The following is a 16520-nucleotide window of genomic DNA, read 5'->3' as shown; positions in this document are numbered from 1 at the left end:
CGATCGCATCCGTGGTGGCACGACGCCGCTCGCAGCCGGGCTGCCGTCGCCACCCGCACCATCCACCTCAAGGAGACCCCATGCAGACCGTTCTCGGTGCCGGCGGACCGATCGCCGACGAGCTCGTGAACGAGCTCCACCGCAACCACACCAAGGGCATTCGCCTCGTCAGCCGCAAGCCGTCGAGGGTGAATGAGACCGATGAACTGGTGGCCGCAGACCTCACCGACGCCGACGCCACCAGCCGTGCCGTCGCGGGCAGCGACATCGCCTACCTCACCGTCGGCCTGCCCCTGGACTCGGAGCTGTGGGAGCGAGAGTTCCCCGTCATGATGCGCAACGTCATCGACGCCTGCGCCGAACACGGCACGAAGCTCGTCTTCTTCGACAACACCTACATGTATCCGGGATCGTCGGCGCCCCAGACGGAGTCGACGGCATTCGCGCCGGGCGGACGCAAGGGACGGGTCCGCGCAGAGCTCGCCACCATGCTGCTGGAGGCCGTGCGGGCCGGACGGGTCGAAGCGCTGATCGGACGGGCGCCCGAGTTCTACGGTCCCGGCCGGACGAAGAGCTACACGAACTCGTTGGTGTTCGACCGGATCAAGGCGAACAAGCGGCCGTTCGTCCCGGTCGACGCCCATGCCGAGCGTTCCCTGATCTGGACCCCCGACGCGAGCCGCGCTCTCGCCCTGCTCGGCAACACGCCGGATGCCTACGGCCAGACGTGGCACCTGCCCGTCGACCCGGACCGGCGGTCCTACGCCCAGCTCATCGAGATCGCCGGCGAGGTCACCGGTCGAAAGATCGGTTACACGGTGCTGCCGATGCTCGCCTTTGGCCTCGGGCGCCGCTTCGTCAAGCCGCTCGACGAGATGTTCGAGCTGCTCGTCCGCTACCGGGACGACAACATCTTCGACAGCTCGAAGTTCGCGGCCCGCTTTCCCGAATTCAAGGTCACGAGTTATCGGGAGGGAGTGGAGCGGATCCTCGCCGGCTGACCCGTCGACAGCTCCTCCTGCCGGCCGGCTCGTGCCGCGATGCCGAAGCGGCTCCGGTACTCCGGCGGCGTAACGCCCGTGGCGCGCTGGAAGAGCCGACGGAAGTTCGACATGCGCAGATGGCCGACGCTGCGGGAGATCTGGGCGACTGGCTCGTCGGTCGGCTCAAGCGACTCACGTGCCTTCGCGATGCGCGCCGTTTGCGGCATGACGCTGGGACCGAATGAGTGCCCGAGGTGCACACCATGACCGGCCCGTCGTCGATGGCGGACACCGCCCAGGTGCTGACCCGGAGCACGCTCGGAGGGCCGGCCGACTCCACGGCGTACTCGCCGGCGGCACGGAAGATGTCCCGAAGGCCATGCATCGCCGATACCTGGCAGTCTTCGAACTCCAGCGGCCCGACCTCACCCACGACCCCGCGCGGACGGCCGTCACCTCGACGCGGGCCTCACGGAGCTTGTCGGCCCGGCTCCACGCCATCACAGGTCAACTGGGACGGGGATCCTCCCCGAGGGGCTGATCCCTCTGGTGTGCGTCATTGCCTCGGGGGCCAGTTGGGGACCCCACGGTGCGCGCGCACCTGAGCAGCGCGCGCGGGGACGCACATTCTGCGTCCTGGCCTGGGAGTCAAGGGGCGCAGATTCACATCCTGTCGTCCCGACTTGGAAGAGTCGTGGACCGAAGGGCCGTATCGGAGAAATCCGATACGGCCCTTCGGTCATGGTCGGTGACGGCGGGGAGGCTCAGCAGGCGCCGAGGTCCTGCCAGACGCCCCACTCGCCGGTGGTCCCGGGCTCTTCGCCGGTCGTCCACCACTTGGCCTTCCAGGTGTGGCCCTTGTGCGACACCTGCTGGCTGCCCGTGTAGACCGTGCCCGAGGACCAGGGCGCCGCCGTGCACTGGTTGCCGCTGCCGCCGGTGATGGTCAGGGAGTACGTCGCCGAGTGCGCGGCGGCCGGGCTCGCGCCGCTGACCACCAGCTTGTACGTGCCGTTGACGGCCGCCGAGGTCGTGGCGACGGTGAGCGTCGAGGTTCCGCCGGCCGTCACCGAGGCGGGGCTGAGGGAAGCGGTGACGCCGGCGGGCGCGCCGCTGACGGTGAGCTTCACGGTCTGCGCACTGCCCGCGGTCACCGAGGTCCGCACGGTGGCGGTGGCGGAGGAACCGGCCTTGACCGTCCCGGACTCCGGGGCCGTCGTCAGCGAGAAGTCGTCGCTCGGCGCGGTGCCGCCGCTGGTGAACGGCGCGAAGATGCGGGAGAAGTCCCAGGTGTTCTGCTCGATGCCGGAGCAGTTGTCCGCGGCGGCGCCGCCGGGGCAGCCGCCGTTGTCGCGCTGGAGCGCCCAGATGGAGATCATGTTGATCCCCTTGGAGTTCGCCCAGTCGTACACCTCTCTGGCATTGGCGAGCGTGAACGTCTCGGCCGGTCCGAAGTCGTCGACGCCGGGCATCTCGGTGACGCCGATCATGCCCCAGAGCTGGGCCGCGCTCTTGCCGGGGTAGAGCTTGGCGAGCTGGTCGTACAGGCCCTGGGCGGCAGTCTTGGTGTCCTGCGCCATGTCGTGGGAGGCGTTGTCGTAGTAGTCGAACGTCATGAGGTTGACGACGTCCACGCGCGCGCCGTTGGCCACCGCGTTCTTGAGCACCGCGAGACCGCTGGACGCCGGGCCGCGGGTCGTCGTCGGCAGGGTGTACGAGATCTCCAGCTTGCGCCCGTTGGCGGCGGCCCAGTCCTGGACCTTCTTGATCGCCTTGTTGCGCCGGTCGATGCCCGCCGCGTTGTCCAGGGCGTCGACCTCGATGTCCATGTCGAGCCGGGGGATGTCGTAGGTCGTGATGACCTTCTGGTAGACGGCGGCGATCTGGTCGACGTCCGTGCAGCTGTCGGCGATCTCGGTTCCTGTGGTGTCCGCCGTGTAGCCGCCGAAGGACGGGATGACGTCCCCGCCGCGCCCCTGGATCGTCTTGATGTCGGCGCCGAAGGAGGCCGGGGCGATGGGCAGCGAGGTGTCGCCGTTCCAGTAGGCGGTGCAGGAGCCCTTCGTCGCCGTCTGGAGGAATGCCATCGTCAGGTGTTTGGCCCCGGACCGGGCGCTGAGCTCGGCGGGGCTCTCACCCGTCCACGACTCGAAGTAGGGGGCGAAGACGTGGGCGGGGAGCGGGGTCGCCGCCTGGGCGGGGGCGCCCGAGACGGCGGTGAGGCCGAGAGCGGCCACTGCGGTGGCCACCGCAGTGAGAGTGGCACGGAGGGAGCGCATACGTCTCATGGCCATCCAAGAGGTGAGGTGGCGTCACTTCAGCTGTGACGCACGGGAGATGCATCCGGAATAGTCCTGTGGTCAGATGCATGTCAATGGTCTGAACCAAACAAGGACTAGACCAATCAGGGAAGCTCTCCCCGCCTCGGGCGGCGCCGTACGGAGCCGCGCGGCATGGGGGTGCTGGTCAGGCGGGCGCTCCGAACTCCGGCCCCGTTCGGCCTGGTTGAAGCGGGTTCTCGTACCACTTTTCGAAGTCAAAACCCTGCTCGCGGGTCCGTCGCCCATGGGGGCGCCGTCGGGGGAGCGGCCGGAGACCCCGGCTCACCCGGCCTGCGTGCGGCGCACGCACTCCGCGACGACCGAGCGCAGGCTGCCCGTCCGCCGCAGCAGGTCCCGCTGGAAGTGCGCGCCGTTGCCGTGGTTGATCAGGTCCGTCATGGTCCGCTGCACCAGGACGAGGTCGCCGCTGTCGTCCAGGGCGTCCCGCACGTGGTCGAGCAGCGCCCGCAGCACCTCGTGGCTCGGCTCGGGCCGCATGGTCGTGGGGTGCAGCAGGCGGTCCTCCAGGCCGGAGCGCGCGGCGCGCCACGCCGCGAGTCGCAGCAGGCCGATGCCGGGCTGAGGCGGCGCCAGACCCGCCCGCCACTCGCGGGCCGCCGTCTCGACGAGACCCCGCACGAGCGCGGCCACCAGGACGGTCGACGCGGCCTCCAGGCAGACGTCCGCGACCCGGACCTCGACGGTGGGGTAGCGGTGGGAGAGCCGGGCGTCGAAGTAGACCATCCCCCGGTCGCGGATCACGCCGGTGTCCACCATGTCGCTGACCTGTTCCTCGTACCGTGCGGCGGAGCCGAAGATCTCGGTGGGCCCCGCCATCGGCCAGCGCCCCCACACTCTGCTGCGATAGCTGCTGTAGCGGCTGTCGTTGCCCTGCCAGAACGGCGAGTTGGCGCTCAGGGCGACCAGGACGGGCAGCCAGGGCCGCAGGCGGTCAAGTACGGCGACGCCCTCCTCCGGGGAGTCGACCGAGACATGGACGTGGCAGCCGCAGGTCAGCTGTTCCTGGGTGGTCAGGCCGAACTGCTCCTCCATCCACTGGTAGCGCGGGCCCGTGCTGACCGAGGGGCTGACGGGCAGGGGAGAGGTGGCGAGGGCGGCGACGGCGGCGCCCACGTCACCGGCGTGCCGTGCCGCGTCCGAGCGCCACCGCGCGATCTCCTCCGCGAGGTCGTCCATGCTCTTCCGGGGCTGGGTGGCGAATTCGAGCTGCTGGCCGTGGAGTTCCTTCTCGAACACCTCGTCCTCCGGCTCGCGGTAGTCGTCGGCGTGCGTCGCGGTGCCGTGGTTCTCCGCGGTGTCCATGGCCGCTCGGGCCAGGACCGCCGCGGAGAGCGCCCGCGGCTCACCGCTCTCACGGTCGATGAGGAGAAGTTCCTCCTCCACTCCTACGGTGCGCAAAAGGGAGCCGCCTCTCCGTCCGTCACGGTCTTTCCCGCATGCCCCCTGCCGGGGTCCGCAGCCGTCCGGGGCCCGGTGGATCGCAGGATGTTTCAGCGGGAGCAGTTCGGCAAACCGATCATTTATGGTGCAAATCGGCTACACGATGATGACCGAGCAGGCCGGGCCGCGCGCCCTCGTCGACGACCTCGTCGCGGCGGAGCGGGCAGGGTTCGACTTCTCCGTCACCTCCGACCACTATTTTCCGTGGCTCGACTCGCAGGGGCACTCCCCGTACGCGTGGAGTGTCCTCGGGGCGGCGGCGCAGGCCACCTCGCGGATCCCGCTCATGACGTACGTGACGTGCCCGACGACCCGCTACCACCCGGCCGTGGTGGCGCAGAAGGCCGCGACGATGCAGCTGCTCTCCGAGGGCCGCTTCCGGCTGGGGCTCGGCTCGGGCGAGAACCTCAACGAGCACGTCGTCGGCGCCGGCTGGCCCTCCGCGCGGGTCCGCGTCGACATGCTGGAAGAAGCGGTCGGCATCATCCGCGCGCTCTTCGGCGGCGACAACGTCAACCACGAAGGTACCCACTTCGACGTGGCGAACGCCCGGCTGTGGGACCTGCCCGACGTGCTGCCGCCCATCGGCATCGCCGTCTCCGGCGAGCGGTCCTGCGGTGTGGCGGGACGCCTCGCCGACCTGGTCATCGCGACCGAGCCCAAGGCCGGGCTGATCGAGTCCTTCGAGCGGCACGGAGGCCGCGGCAAGCCGCGCGTCGGCCAGCTGCCCGTCTGCTACGACACGGACAAGGACGCGGCGATCGCCCGCGCCCACGACCAGTTCCGCTGGTCCGTCGGCGGCTGGCCGGTCAACGCCGAGCTGCCGGGCCCCGCCGCGTTTGCCGGTGCCACGCAGTACGTCACCCCGCAGGACATCGCCCGGCAGATCCCGTGCGGCGACGACGTGGAGGACTTCGTCGAAGCCGTGCGCCCGTACGCCGAGGCGGGCTTCACCGAGATCGCCCTCGTCCAGGTGGGCGGTGACCAGCAGCGTCCCTTCATCGAGTGGGCCGAGAAGAAGCTGCTGCCCGCGCTGCGTGAGCTGTGAAGGGCCGGGTACGGGCACCCCACCGAGGCACGTCCCGCAAAGGCACGTCCCACCGCGGTGCGCCCCACCAAGGCGCGCCCCACCGAGAGGAGAGAGCGTGAACGACGTATCCGACCCGCCCGCCCACGCCCCGCACCCGCCGTCCCCGGACCTCGTGCACGTGGTCCTCGGCGAGTGCTCGGCGGCCGACGCGGACACCGTCTTCGACGTCCTGCGCGCCCACTTCCCGTCCGACCGAGGGGTCGACGCGCCCCGTCAGACCGGGCAGCCGCGGCCCGCCGTCTGGACCGGTGGCTTCCTCGCCGCCCACAGCCCGGACACGGTCCCCGGCGTCCTGCTCGCGGGTTCGGTCACCGCCGACCTGCAGGGCGGTCCGGTCGCGGTGGCCCGTCTGCGCGAGACCCTCGAATCGGCCTTCGTCGTGTCGAGCGCCGGGACCGCGTCGGGGGATCAGGAGGTGGACGTACAGCTCCGGCTGACCGGGGCAGAGCACGGAGCACCACCGCTGGACGCCTGAGGGGCGTCCGAGGGACGTCAGAACGTGCCCGCACCGGGTCAGATCATCGCGTCCCTTGTGGCAAGAACGCCGACACCCGACGGCTCGCCGTCCGTGCGCCGATCAGTCCGCCGTCGTGTGCCGGTGCCGCGCCCACGCGGGCAGCACGAACCAGCACAGCAGGTACCAGGCGACGACGCCGGTCACCAGCCACGGCACCACGGTGTCGTCGGTGGCGACCCGCAGGACGAGGAGGAGCGCGGACGTCAGGGTGCCGAGGAGGAGGACCAGACCCACGAGAGTCAGCCGGGACGCCCACACGACGGCTTGCGGCTTCAGCCTGCGTCCCGCGACGACGCGGTGGAACGAGACCGGCGCGATGAGGGCGCCCGTCGCCGTCGAGCCGAGGACCACCGTCACGACGTAGATCGTCCGGTCGGCGTCGCCCAGGTCGGTGAACCGCGGCGCGAAGACGACCGTCAGGAGGAAGCCGAACAGGATCTGCACGCCGGTCTGGGCCACCCTGACTTCCTGGATGAGCTCGTTCCAGCGGCGGTCGGCGCGCTCGGTACCGGTCTCGCGGCGGCCGTTGTCGCGCGCGTCCGTCGCGGGCCCGCCGTCGGACCTGCTGCTCGACGTGTCCACCTCACAAGTCTGCCCACGAAGCATCGGCCCGACAAATGGAAGTGGCCCTGGCGTCGGGAGATAACCCGCCGCTCAAGTGATTCGGTCCGGCGCGGGCGGGCAGACGGGACGCTGAGCGACCGTCGCAACCGAACCCGAGGGAGGCCCCCGTGCTGCTGGCGCACCCTGTCGTACTGGAAGACCTGCTCGAACGCTTCAAGACGCTGGCCGTACTCCGTGCCGACCAAGGGGGTGCCGAGAGCCGCCAGGCGTACGACGACGTCGCCTACAGCCTGTGCCTGGCCACCGGCACCAGTGACGTCGACGCCGCCGTCATCGCGGCGGGGCTGCGGCTGCCCGGCGCCAGAACGACGGACGACTCGCTGCTCTCGGTGTGAGCGTGCTCGTGGCGTCAAGCCCGGGGTTCTGACGACGAGGGGCCGGCCCTGGGGCCGGCCCCTCGTCGTGCTTCCTTCTCGTCGTGGCTCTCCGGCTCGTGGCTGCTTTCTCGTGCCTACTTCGCCGCGCCGTGCCAGACCGTCGTCGCGTTGCAGAACTCGCGGATGCCGTGACCCGAGAGCTCCCGCCCGTAGCCGGAGCGCTTGACGCCGCCGAAGGGCAGGCCGGGATGCGAGGCGGTCATCCCGTTGAAGAAGACGCCGCCCGCCTGGAGGTCCCGTACGCACCGCTCGATGTCCGCCTCGTCACGGGTCCACACGTTCGAACTCAGCCCGAACGGCGTGTCGTTGGCCAGCGCCAGGGCCTCGTCGAGATCCGCGACGCGGTAGAGCGTGGCCACTGGACCGAACGCCTCCTCGCGGTGGATCCGCATCTTCGGGGTGATGTCCGCGAGCACGGTCGGCGCGTAGTACCAGCCCCGTTGCCGCCCCTCGGGCCGCTGCCCGCCGCAGAGGGCGGTGGCGCCGTGGCCCAGCGCGTCCTCGACGAGCTCTTCGAGGTCGGCGCGGCCCTGCTCGGTCGAGAGGGGGCCCACGTCGGTGTCCTCGTCCATCGGATCGCCGACCGTCAACTCCCGCATACCGGCGACGAACCGGTCACGGAACGCGTCGTAGACGTCGGCGTGCACGATGAAGCGCTTGGCGGCGATGCAGGACTGGCCGTTGTTCTGCACCCGGGCGGTCACCGCGGTGTCGGCGGCGGCCTCGACATCGGCGCTCGGCAGGACGAGGTAGGGGTCGCTGCCGCCCAGTTCCAGGACGGTCTTCTTGATCTCGTCGCCCGCGACGGACGCCACCGAACGCCCCGCCGGCTCGCTGCCGGTGAGGGTCGCCGCGGCCACCCGCCGGTCGCGCAGAACGTCCTCGACGGCGTCGGAGCCGATCAGCAGCGTCTGGAAGCAGCCCTCCGGGAAGCCCGCGCGGTCGAAGAGGTCCTGGAGGTAGCGGGCCGTCCGGGGGACGTTCGACGCGTGCTTCAGGAGAGCGACGTTGCCCGCCATCAGGGCGGGGGCGGCGAACCGCACGACCTGCCACAGCGGGAAGTTCCACGGCATCACGGCCAGCACGACGCCGAGCGGGCGGTAGCGGACCACGGCCCGTGAGGCGCCCGAGTCGGCCACGTCGTCGGCGTCGGGGTGCTCGTCGGCGAGCAGTCCCTCGGCGCGCTCCGCGTACCAGCGCATGGCCTTGACGCACTTCGCGGCCTCGGCCCTGGCCGCCTTCACGGGCTTGCCCATCTCCGTCGTCATGGTGCGGGCGATGTCCGCGGTGTCCTCTTCCAGGAGGTCGGCGGCGCGGTTGAGGAGCCGGGCACGCTCGGCGAAGCCGCTGGTGCGGTAGCGGGCGTGCGCGGCCTGGGCCGTCGCGAGGCGTCGCTCGATCTCGGCGGCCGGGAGCGGCTCGAACGTTTCGAGGGTCTCACCGGTGGCCGGATCGACCGTGGCGATGGGCATGCGCATCCTCCTCGGGGTGCCTGGTGCCTGGTGCCTGCTGGGGGTGCCTGGTGCCTGAGGCTTGGGTTCCGGTGCCTAGCGGGACTCGGGAGGGTGGTGGTCGGGGTCCTCCCAGGAGCCCGCGCGGGGCTGAGGTTCCTGAGGCGGGGGCGGGCGTCGGGCGACCTGTCGCCGCCCGAACCAGAAGAGGAACAGGAGCACGACGACGATCACCACGCCGACGATCAGCAGCAGTGACGAGGTTCCGCTTGCGGCAAGGACCATGTGAAGCCTCCGGTTCGGGCGCGGAGCGGTGTGCTCCGCGCATGGTGTCCCCGGGATGTCCACCGTAGGCCGACCTGCCCGAGGGGGCATGCGGGGAGCTGCCCGCGCTCACCTGTGGCAGTCGTCCGTCCGGTGGCCCGGCCGCTGTCGCCGACCGGGTGCCCCGTGGGCGCGGAGGAAACACCTCCGTTCCGGTGGCGGCTTCGGAGCTCCTGCGGCTCCCTGCCGTTCAGAGGCCGAGGTCGGCGAGGCCGGGGTGGTCGTCGGGGCGGCGGCCGAGCGGCCAGTGGTAGAGGCGGTCGGACTCCCGGATGGGGAGGTCGTTGATGCAGGCGTGGCGGGCGCGCATCAGGCCGCTCTCGTCGAACTCCCAGTTCTCGTTGCCGTACGAGCGGTACCAGTGGCCGGAGTCGTCGTGCCATTCGTAGGCGAAGCGCACCGAGATGCGGTCGCCGTCGTGGGCCCAGAGCTCCTTGATGAGCCGGTAGTCGAGCTCGCGGGTCCACTTGCGGGACAGGAAGCCGATGATGGCCTCGCGCCCGGTGACGAACTCCGCGCGATTGCGCCAGCGGGAGTCCTCGCTGTAGGCGAGGGCGACCTTTTCCGGCTCACGACTGTTCCAGCCGTCCTCGGCCAGGCGGACCTTCTCGGTCGCGGTCTCCCGGGTGAAGGGCGGGACGGGTGGGCGGGCGGTGGCCGTCATGAGGCGCTCCGGGGTGGGTTGTTCGGGGGAGGTGCGGGTGGACGCAGCACGGAGAACGGGCGTTCTCGTGACTGCTCGTCGCCACCATAGGAGAACGGTCGTTCTCGCGCAACGGTGCGGGGTGGGGCCCGGGGCGGGGTGTAGTAGAGTCAGAGAACGTACGTTCTCTGACATCGGATAACAGCGGATGCAGCGGATGCAGCGGACACATCGGACAGGAGTCTCATGGAGCACGCCGAGGCCGAGGGCAGGCTCCTCGACGCCGCCGAGGCGCTCTTCTACGAGCGCGGCATCCAGGCCGTCGGCATGGACCAGGTCCGCACCGCGTCGGGCGTCTCGCTCAAGCGGCTATACCAGGTCTTTCCCTCGAAGTCGGAGCTGGTCCGCGCCTGCCTGGAGCGCCGTGACCGCCGCTGGCGGGAGCGGCTCGCCGGCTACGTGGAGGGTGTGGACGCAGGGGAAGGAGCCGAGGGGCGGGTCCTGGCGGTCTACGACTGGCTGTACGAGTGGTTCACCGAGCCGGACTTCCGGGGCTGCGCCTTCGTCAACTCCTTCGGCGAGCTCGGTGCGGTCGACCCCGCGGTGGCCGCCACCGTCCGGGCGCACAAGAGCGCCTTCCATGACTACGTGGCCGCGTTGGTCGCGACGGCGGGGGCTCCCGAGGATGTCGTCGGACCACTGGTCCTGCTCGCGGAAGGGGCCATGACCGCCGCCGCGATCTCCGGCTCGCCCGAACCCGCGCGTCAGGCGCGGTCCGGCGCCGCCCGCCTGCTGGCCGCTTCGTAGGCCGCGGGCGCGGCACGGCATAGGCTCCGACCGGGCGACACCAGGAGGGGCGATGGCCAAGACGTACCGCAGGGGTTCCGGCACCCGCATGATCAACGGGGTGTTCCACGCGATGACCCGGCGCGGGATCGGCAAGGGGTACCGGCACAACCTGAGCGTGCGCGGCAGGAAGTCCGGGCGGGTGTACTCCACCCCGGTCGACGTGATGTCGGCCGGCGGTGAGCGCTGGGTCGTCGCCGTCTACGGGGTGAGTGACTGGGTGCGCAACGCGCGGGCCGCCGGGGAGATCGGTCTCAGCCGGGGCGGCCGGACGGAGACCGTGCGGGTGGTCGAGCTCGGGCCGGCGGAGAGTGTGCCGGTGCTCCGTCAGTACTGGCGCGAAGTGCCCGTCACCCGGGCCTACTTCGACGTCACCGGTGCGTCGTCCGACGAGGAGTTCGCCGCGGAGGCGGTGCGGCATCCGGTGTTCCGCCTCGTGCCTCCGGCGTGAGACGAAGGGCCGGGCGGACCCGTGGTGGGGGTCCGCCCGGCGGGGCGGGCCGCGCGGGGAAGGCCGCGCGGCCGAGGCGTCAACAGCTCAGGTTCGAGCCCGGGGTGGTGCCCAGGATCTGGGTGAACGACTTGTAGCGGTCGATGCGGCTCTGGACCTGGGCGGGGTTGCCGCCGTTGCACTCCAGGGTGCCGTTGATGGCGCGGATGGTCTCACCGAAGCCGGCGCCGTTGACCATGGCGTTGTGCGGGGTCATGGTGCCGGGGCCGTTCTGGGTGTTCCAGTACCAGAGGCCGGTCTGCCAGGCGATGGCCGGGTTCTGCTCGACCAGGTACGGGTTGTTGAGCAGGTCGATGCCGAGCGCGTCGCCCGCGGCCTTGTAGTTGAAGTTCCAGCTCAGTTGGATCGGGCCGCGGCCGTAGTAGGCGGCCTGTCCTGCCGGGCAGCCGTAGGGCTGGGTCTTGTCGCAGTAGTGCGGGTAGTTGGCCTGGTTCTGCTCGACGACGTGCACCAGACCACCGGTCTCGTGGCTGACGTTGGCGAGGAACGCCGCCGCCTCCTGGCGCTTGACGGTGTCGCTGCCGGTGTTCGCGAAGGCCGGGTAGGACTTGAGGGCGTCGGTCAGGCCCTTGTACGTGTAGAACGAGTTCCGGCTCGGGAACATCTGGTTGAACTGCGTCTCGCTGACGACGAAGCCGGACGGGTCGGGGTTGCCGGGGTCCGTGCCGCCGCCGCAGGTGCCCTGGTCCGCCCAGACGTCGGAGCGGCCCGGGGTCTCGTTCTGGGTCCACCACTTGGCGGTCCAGTTGTGGCCGTTGTACGAGGCGGCCTTGCCGCCCGTGTAGACGGACGAGGAGTTCCACGGCGCGGCGCACTCGGCGGCGGACGCCGAGGTGGCCGCCGGGCCGAGGACGATCATCGCCCCGAGGGCGGCGAGCGCGGCGGCGAAGCTGGTGACGCGTCTGATCATGCCAACTCTCCTTAAAGGCGGCGCGGTTCGAGGGGGCCGCGTCGCCATGGGGGTGTCGCGACTCAAGCGAAAGTGGTCTGAACCTGTCAAGGTCTAGACCAAGTTCGGCGAGTAAAACCTGCAATCGTCCACCATGTGGACGGGTGTCCGGGGTGCACCCAACCGCCTCGCAGTCCGCAATATGTCGCGCGTGGAGTGCAATACGGCGACATCCGGTAGCCGTGCCGGCGGGGTGGCTGGAGCGAGTGCTGGGGGGGGCGGGGGGTGGTCAGTCCCGCGGGGCCTGGCCCGTCGAGCCGCGTACCACCAGCTCCGGCTCGAACAGCAGCTCATCGGCGGGTACCGCGCCGCCCGCGATCTGCAGCGTGAGCAGCTCGACGGTGGCCCGGCCCATGGCCTCGATCGGCTGGCGCACGGTGGTCAGTGGTGGCGCGGTGCAGTTCATGAACGCCGAGTCGTCGTAGCCGACCACCGACACGGCGGACGGGACGGCGAGGCCGCGGCGGCGCGCGGCCCGCACCGCGCCGAGGGCGAGCGGGTCGCTGGCGCAGACGATGCCGGTGACGCCCTCGTCGAGCAGCCGGGCGGCCGCGGCCTGGCCGCCTTCGAGGGAGAACATCGCCCGCGCCACGTGGGCGTCGGGCAGTGTGCCGCCGGACTGTTCCACCAGGGCGCGGGCGGCCGTGAGCTTGCGCTGCGAGGGCATGTGGTCGGCGGGGCCGAGCACCAGGCCGATGCGGCGGTGGCCGAGCGAGGAGAGGTGGCGCCAGGCCTGTTCGGCCGCGACCGCGTCGTCGCAGGACACGGCGGGGAAGCCGAGCCGTCCGATGGTCGCGTTGATGAGCACCACCGGGATCTTGCGCGCGGCCAGGAGCTTGTAGTGCTCGTGCTCCGCGTCCGCCTGCGCGTACAGGCCACCGGCGAACACCACGCCGGAGACCTGCTGTTGGAGCAGCAGCTCCACGTAGTCGGCCTCGGAGACGCCGCCCTTGGTCTGGGTGCACAGGACGGGTGTCAGGCCCTGCTGGGCGAGGGCTCCGCCGATGACCTCGGCGAAGGCGGGGAAGATCGGGTTCTGCAGTTCGGGCAGGACCAGGCCGACCAGGCGGGCCCGTTCGCCGCGCAATTGTGTCGGGCGTTCGTACCCCAGCACGTCGAGGGCGGAGAGCACGGACTGGCGGGTCGCTTCGGAGACGCCGGGTTTGTTGTTGAGTACCCGGCTGACCGTGGCCTCGCTGACCCCGACCTTCTGTGCCACCTGAGCAAGTCGTCGCGTCATGAGCGCAAGATTAGGGCAACTCTTGCGAATGGTTTGCGCTGTCGTCGAATCCCTGTCGTTCCTTGATCGTTTGACAGTCGGAAACATGGGATGTTCCCATGCTTGACGATACATGGGATGTTCCCATGTATGGCGCTCGGGAGGGCGCCCCCGAGAGAAGAGGGTGCCGACCGATGCCGTTGCACAGTGCCGCCCGGACCAACCTCGTCGACCTCGTCATCGCCCAGATGGAGAGCCTCATCGCCGACGGGGAGTGGCGGGTCGGTGAGAAGATCCCGGCCGAACCGCTGCTCGTGGAGCAGCTCGCCGTGGGCCGCAACACCGTGCGGGAGGCCGTCCGCGCCCTGGTGCACACCGGCATGCTGGAGCCCCGCCAGGGCGACGGCACCTACGTGCGGGCCAGCAGCGACTTCGGCGCGGCCGTGCAGCGCAGGCTGCGCAGGGCGGGAGTCCTCGAGGCGTACGAGGTCCGTGCCTCCCTGGAGCGGGACGCCGCGCGCTACGCCGCCGAGCGCCGCACGGAGGAGGACCTCGCGACGCTGCGGGCCGCGCTCGCCGAGCGCAACCTGGCCTGGGAGAGCGGGAACACGGCCGCCTTCGTCGACGCCGACATGGCCTTCCACCGCACGGTCGCCGACGCGGCGCACAACAGCGTCCTCGCCGAGCTGTACGGACACCTCAGCGACGCCCTGCGCAGCACCGTGCAGTCCGTCATCGGCGCCCCCGTACCGGACTCCGTCCGCCACCAGCTCGAAGGGCATGCGGCGATCGTCGACGCCATCGCCGCCCGCGACGCCGAGGCCGCCGAGGCCGCGGTGCTCGCCCATCTCACCGAGGGCATGGCCGCGCTGCGCGAGCAGCCGCTGGACGGCCCCGACACGCACCACCACGCTTCAGGAGCAGCACATGAGTGAGGCAGCACCGGCCGCCGCCGAGGCCCCGCACGACACTACCGCGACGGCACCGGCGAACCCGGTGCCGACCACCCCCTCGACCACCGGCCGCCGCGCGCTGTACCTCGCCCTCGGCGTCGTACTCCTCGCCCTGAACCTGCGCCCCGCCCTCGTCGCCGTCTCCCCGCTCGCCGACACCATCCGCGACGACAGCGGCATGTCGGCCGCCGCCACCAGCCTGCTCACCGCGCTCCCGCTGCTCTGCTTCGGCCTGCTCGCGCCCGTCGCGCCCCGGCTCGGCCGCCGCTTCGGCATGGAGCGTTCGCTGCTCGGCACCATGGTGCTGATCTGCGCGGGCACGGCCCTGCGCCTGCTCGACTCGGTCGTCGCGCTGTTCGCGGGCACCGTCGTCATCGGCGCGGGCATAGCCGTCGCCAACGTCCTGCTGCCCGGTCTCATCAAGCGGGACTTCCCCGCGAGGGCCGGACTGATGACCGGCCTGTACTCGATGTCGCTGTTCGGCGGCGCGGCGCTCGCGGCCGGCGTCACCCTGCCCGTGCAGCAGGCCAGCGGCATGAACTGGCGCACCACGCTGGCCTGTTGGGGCGCCCTCGCGGTCGTCGCGCTGCTCGTCTGGCTGCCGCAGACCCGCTCGCGCACGCGGGTGAGCGCCGCGGCCGCGCGGCAGGCCGCCCATCCCGTACGCGGACTGTGGCGCTCCCCGCTGGCCTGGCAGGTCACCGCGTACATGGGCCTGCAGTCCCTGAACTACTACGCGGCCGCCGCCTGGCTGCCCACCGTCTTCCAGGACGCGGGGACGGGCGCCGGCGACGCGGGCTGGATGCTCTCCTTCTCCTCGCTGCTCGGCATCGCGGGATCCTTCCTCGCCCCGGTGATCGTCGGCCGCAGGCTGCGGTCGGGCACGCTGGCCGCGCTCGGCGCCGTGCTCTGCGCCCTCGGCTTCGCCGGGCTGCTCGCCGCGCCGGTCGGCGGTGCCTACGTGTGGATGACGCTGCTCGGCCTCGGGCAGGGCGCGGCCATCAGCCTGGCGCTGCTGTTCATCGTGCAGCGGGCCCCCGACGCCCGGCACGCGGCGCAGCTGTCCAGCATGTCCCAGTGCTTCGGCTACATCCTCGCCGCCACCGGGCCCACCCTCCTGGGCGCCGTCCACGACGTCTCGCACAGCTGGACGGTGCCGCTCGTACTCCTGCTCGTCCTGCTGGTGCCCCAGGTCGTGGCCGGACTCGGTGCCGCGCGGGAGCGGCACGTGGCGGGCATCGGCTGACATCGCCTCGGGCAGGATGCACCCGGTGCGGTTCTTCACGGCGCACCGTGTCGGATCGAGAAGGGTGCATCATCGATGACGGATTCGGCCCCCGGGCGGCTCGAGATCTCACGGGCGACGCTCGACGACTGGCGAGTGGTGACGGGGTGGGCGGCGGACGAGGGCTGGAACCCCGGCCTCGGTGACGCCCCCTCGTTCTTCGCGCAGGACCCCGACGGGTTCTTCATGGGGCGCGTCGACGGAGAGCCGGTCTCCGCGATCTCCGTGGTCACCTACGGGGACGCCTACGCCTTCCTGGGCTTCTACCTCGTCCGCCCCGACCGGCGCGGCCAGGGCCTCGGCCTCGCCACCTGGCAGGCGGGACTCGCGCACGCCGAGGGCCGCATCGTCGGCCTGGACGGCGTTCCCGCCCAGCAGGGCAACTACCGCCGCTCCGGCTTCGCGTGGCGGCACGGAACCCTGCGCTACATCGGCCCGCTGCCGGTGATCGACGTGCCCGACCGGCACGTGCGCCCCGTCGAGGCCGCGGGCCTGCGCGCCCTCATGGCGTACGACAGCGCGTGCCTGCCCGCCGACCGGCCGCGCTTTCTGGAGTCCTGGCTCGCCGCACCGGGCCACCGCGCCCTCGCCCGCATCGTCGACGGCAGGCTCACCGGGTACGGCGTGATCAGGCCGGGCCGCGACGCCCGGCGCATCGGCCCGCTCTTCGCCGACACCCGCGCCGACGCCGAGGCGCTCCTGGACGCGCTGGCCGCCGAGGCGGACGGGGCGCCCATCGCGATGGACGTCCCCGAGACGAACCAGGAGGCCGTGGCGCTCGCCGAGGCACGCGGCATGAAGCCCACGTTCGACACGGCCCGCATGTACACGGGACCCATCAGGGACTACGCCGGGCACCGGGTCTTCGGCGTCACCTCGCTCGAACTCGGCTAGGCCCGGCCCGGCTTCGGCCCGCGGGCGCCGCGACCCCTGATTCCCGAGACGGGGGTTGCGCGCTCCGCCGGC

The 16520-nt window shown here is 71.4% G+C and carries 18 protein-coding genes; 9 read left to right on the top strand and 9 right to left on the bottom strand.

From position 1 onward, the window contains the following. The first annotated feature begins 80 nt into the window (after positions 1–80). Positions 81–1001 (top strand): NAD-dependent epimerase/dehydratase family protein, encoded by a 921-nt coding sequence (locus ACZ592_RS12490; protein WP_471581500.1) that lies wholly within the window; start codon positions 81–83, stop codon positions 999–1001. Here the strand turns inward: ACZ592_RS12490 and ACZ592_RS12485 are convergent. The 3 genes from ACZ592_RS12485 to ACZ592_RS12475 all read right to left on the bottom strand — a co-directional run bounded on the left by ACZ592_RS12485 (position 965) and on the right by ACZ592_RS12475 (position 4723). Beyond that, complete coding sequence (locus ACZ592_RS12485; protein WP_471581499.1) at positions 965–1210, bottom strand: helix-turn-helix domain-containing protein; 246 nt, start codon at positions 1208–1210, stop codon at positions 965–967. The genes ACZ592_RS12490 and ACZ592_RS12485 overlap by 37 nt on opposite strands. 537 nt (positions 1211–1747) lie before the next feature. Then, positions 1748–3271 carry a glycosyl hydrolase family 18 protein gene (locus ACZ592_RS12480; protein ID WP_471581498.1) on the bottom strand — a complete coding sequence of 508 codons (1524 nt, stop codon included), beginning with the start codon at positions 3269–3271 and terminating at the stop codon, positions 1748–1750. Positions 3272–3586: 315 nt separating this feature from the next. Continuing rightward, complete coding sequence (locus tag ACZ592_RS12475; RefSeq protein ID WP_471581497.1) at positions 3587–4723, bottom strand: glutamate--cysteine ligase 2; 1137 nt, start codon at positions 4721–4723, stop codon at positions 3587–3589. 124 nt (positions 4724–4847) lie between these two features. Here ACZ592_RS12475 and ACZ592_RS12470 point away from each other — a divergent pair, with 124 nt between their 5' ends. Next, a complete protein-coding gene (locus tag ACZ592_RS12470; RefSeq protein ID WP_471581496.1) occupies positions 4848–5813 on the top strand; it encodes an LLM class F420-dependent oxidoreductase in 966 nt (321 codons plus the stop codon). Positions 5814–5910: 97 nt separating this feature from the next. Further along, entirely contained in the window at positions 5911–6330 is a 420-nt protein-coding gene (locus ACZ592_RS12465; RefSeq protein WP_471581495.1) for a hypothetical protein, read from the top strand. Positions 6331–6432: 102 nt separating this feature from the next. Here the strand turns inward: ACZ592_RS12465 and ACZ592_RS12460 are convergent, their stop codons facing one another. Then, the gene (locus ACZ592_RS12460) at positions 6433–6954 is read right to left on the bottom strand and encodes a DUF6328 family protein (RefSeq protein WP_471581494.1); all 522 of its coding nucleotides are present in this window, start codon (positions 6952–6954) and stop codon (positions 6433–6435) included. A 149-nt stretch (positions 6955–7103) separates the two neighbouring features. On the opposite strand from ACZ592_RS12460, the gene ACZ592_RS12455 reads away from it, so the two are divergent. Next, the gene (locus ACZ592_RS12455) at positions 7104–7331 is read left to right on the top strand and encodes a DUF5133 domain-containing protein (protein WP_471581493.1); all 228 of its coding nucleotides are present in this window, start codon (positions 7104–7106) and stop codon (positions 7329–7331) included. Between the two features lie 116 nt (positions 7332–7447). Here ACZ592_RS12455 and ACZ592_RS12450 read toward each other — a convergent pair whose 3' ends face one another. The 3 genes from ACZ592_RS12450 to ACZ592_RS12440 all read right to left on the bottom strand — a co-directional run bounded on the left by ACZ592_RS12450 (position 7448) and on the right by ACZ592_RS12440 (position 9812). Beyond that, positions 7448–8845 (bottom strand): NADP-dependent succinic semialdehyde dehydrogenase, encoded by a 1398-nt coding sequence (locus ACZ592_RS12450; RefSeq protein WP_471581492.1) that lies wholly within the window; start codon positions 8843–8845, stop codon positions 7448–7450. 75 nt (positions 8846–8920) lie between these two features. Then, positions 8921–9109 carry a DUF6479 family protein gene (locus ACZ592_RS12445; protein WP_471581491.1) on the bottom strand — a complete coding sequence of 63 codons (189 nt, stop codon included), beginning with the start codon at positions 9107–9109 and terminating at the stop codon, positions 8921–8923. Positions 9110–9338: 229 nt separating this feature from the next. Beyond that, positions 9339–9812 carry a nuclear transport factor 2 family protein gene (locus ACZ592_RS12440; RefSeq protein ID WP_471581490.1) on the bottom strand — a complete coding sequence of 158 codons (474 nt, stop codon included), beginning with the start codon at positions 9810–9812 and terminating at the stop codon, positions 9339–9341. A 225-nt stretch (positions 9813–10037) separates the two neighbouring features. On the opposite strand from ACZ592_RS12440, the gene ACZ592_RS12435 reads away from it, so the two are divergent. Together ACZ592_RS12435 and ACZ592_RS12430 are read left to right on the top strand one after the other, a co-directional pair. Further along, complete coding sequence (locus ACZ592_RS12435) at positions 10038–10598, top strand: TetR/AcrR family transcriptional regulator (protein WP_471581489.1); 561 nt, start codon at positions 10038–10040, stop codon at positions 10596–10598. Between the two features lie 52 nt (positions 10599–10650). Beyond that, positions 10651–11088, top strand: a complete 438-nt coding sequence (locus ACZ592_RS12430) for a nitroreductase/quinone reductase family protein (RefSeq protein WP_471581488.1) — start codon at positions 10651–10653, stop codon at positions 11086–11088. Positions 11089–11167: 79 nt separating this feature from the next. Here ACZ592_RS12430 and ACZ592_RS12425 read toward each other — a convergent pair whose 3' ends face one another. Next, on the bottom strand, positions 11168–12058 hold the full coding sequence (locus ACZ592_RS12425; RefSeq protein WP_471581487.1) for a glycoside hydrolase family 19 protein: 891 nt from the start codon (positions 12056–12058) through the stop codon (positions 11168–11170). A gap of 268 nt (positions 12059–12326) precedes the next feature. Continuing rightward, positions 12327–13337 (bottom strand): LacI family DNA-binding transcriptional regulator, encoded by a 1011-nt coding sequence (locus ACZ592_RS12420; RefSeq protein WP_471581486.1) that lies wholly within the window; start codon positions 13335–13337, stop codon positions 12327–12329. A gap of 173 nt (positions 13338–13510) precedes the next feature. Here ACZ592_RS12420 and ACZ592_RS12415 point away from each other — a divergent pair, with 173 nt between their 5' ends. From ACZ592_RS12415 to ACZ592_RS12405, 3 genes are all read left to right on the top strand, one after another. Continuing rightward, a complete protein-coding gene (locus ACZ592_RS12415) occupies positions 13511–14251 on the top strand; it encodes a FadR/GntR family transcriptional regulator (RefSeq protein WP_471581485.1) in 741 nt (246 codons plus the stop codon). Then, entirely contained in the window at positions 14244–15515 is a 1272-nt protein-coding gene (locus ACZ592_RS12410; protein WP_471581484.1) for a CynX/NimT family MFS transporter, read from the top strand. The genes ACZ592_RS12415 and ACZ592_RS12410 overlap by 8 nt, the downstream gene beginning before the upstream one ends. Positions 15516–15590: 75 nt before the next feature. Beyond that, positions 15591–16448, top strand: a complete 858-nt coding sequence (locus tag ACZ592_RS12405; RefSeq protein WP_471581483.1) for a GNAT family N-acetyltransferase — start codon at positions 15591–15593, stop codon at positions 16446–16448. Positions 16449–16520 lie beyond the last annotated feature (72 nt).

The sequence above is a fragment of the Streptomyces sp. NPDC040622 genome (assembly GCF_055593965.1).
Note: the sequence above shows the minus strand (reverse complement) of the source record. Positions and strands in the feature narration are given on the sequence as shown.

Excerpts from the sequence above, each read along its gene's own strand:
- ACZ592_RS12450 (WP_471581492.1), bottom strand. The coding sequence starts at position 8,845 with ATGCCCATCGCCACGGTCGATCCGGCCACCGGTGAGACCCTCGAAACG.
- ACZ592_RS12435 (WP_471581489.1), top strand. The coding sequence starts at position 10,038 with ATGGAGCACGCCGAGGCCGAGGGCAGGCTCCTCGACGCCGCCGAGGCG.
- ACZ592_RS12405 (WP_471581483.1), top strand. The coding sequence starts at position 15,591 with ATGACGGATTCGGCCCCCGGGCGGCTCGAGATCTCACGGGCGACGCTC.
- ACZ592_RS12480 (WP_471581498.1), bottom strand. The coding sequence starts at position 3,271 with ATGAGACGTATGCGCTCCCTCCGTGCCACTCTCACTGCGGTGGCCACC.
- ACZ592_RS12430 (WP_471581488.1), top strand. The coding sequence starts at position 10,651 with ATGGCCAAGACGTACCGCAGGGGTTCCGGCACCCGCATGATCAACGGG.
- ACZ592_RS12485 (WP_471581499.1), bottom strand. The coding sequence starts at position 1,210 with ATGCCGCAAACGGCGCGCATCGCGAAGGCACGTGAGTCGCTTGAGCCG.
- ACZ592_RS12420 (WP_471581486.1), bottom strand. The coding sequence starts at position 13,337 with ATGACGCGACGACTTGCTCAGGTGGCACAGAAGGTCGGGGTCAGCGAG.
- ACZ592_RS12410 (WP_471581484.1), top strand. The coding sequence starts at position 14,244 with ATGAGTGAGGCAGCACCGGCCGCCGCCGAGGCCCCGCACGACACTACC.
- ACZ592_RS12490 (WP_471581500.1), top strand. The coding sequence starts at position 81 with ATGCAGACCGTTCTCGGTGCCGGCGGACCGATCGCCGACGAGCTCGTG.
- ACZ592_RS12440 (WP_471581490.1), bottom strand. The coding sequence starts at position 9,812 with ATGACGGCCACCGCCCGCCCACCCGTCCCGCCCTTCACCCGGGAGACC.
- ACZ592_RS12415 (WP_471581485.1), top strand. The coding sequence starts at position 13,511 with ATGCCGTTGCACAGTGCCGCCCGGACCAACCTCGTCGACCTCGTCATC.
- ACZ592_RS12425 (WP_471581487.1), bottom strand. The coding sequence starts at position 12,058 with ATGATCAGACGCGTCACCAGCTTCGCCGCCGCGCTCGCCGCCCTCGGG.
- ACZ592_RS12470 (WP_471581496.1), top strand. The coding sequence starts at position 4,848 with ATGGTGCAAATCGGCTACACGATGATGACCGAGCAGGCCGGGCCGCGC.
- ACZ592_RS12445 (WP_471581491.1), bottom strand. The coding sequence starts at position 9,109 with ATGGTCCTTGCCGCAAGCGGAACCTCGTCACTGCTGCTGATCGTCGGC.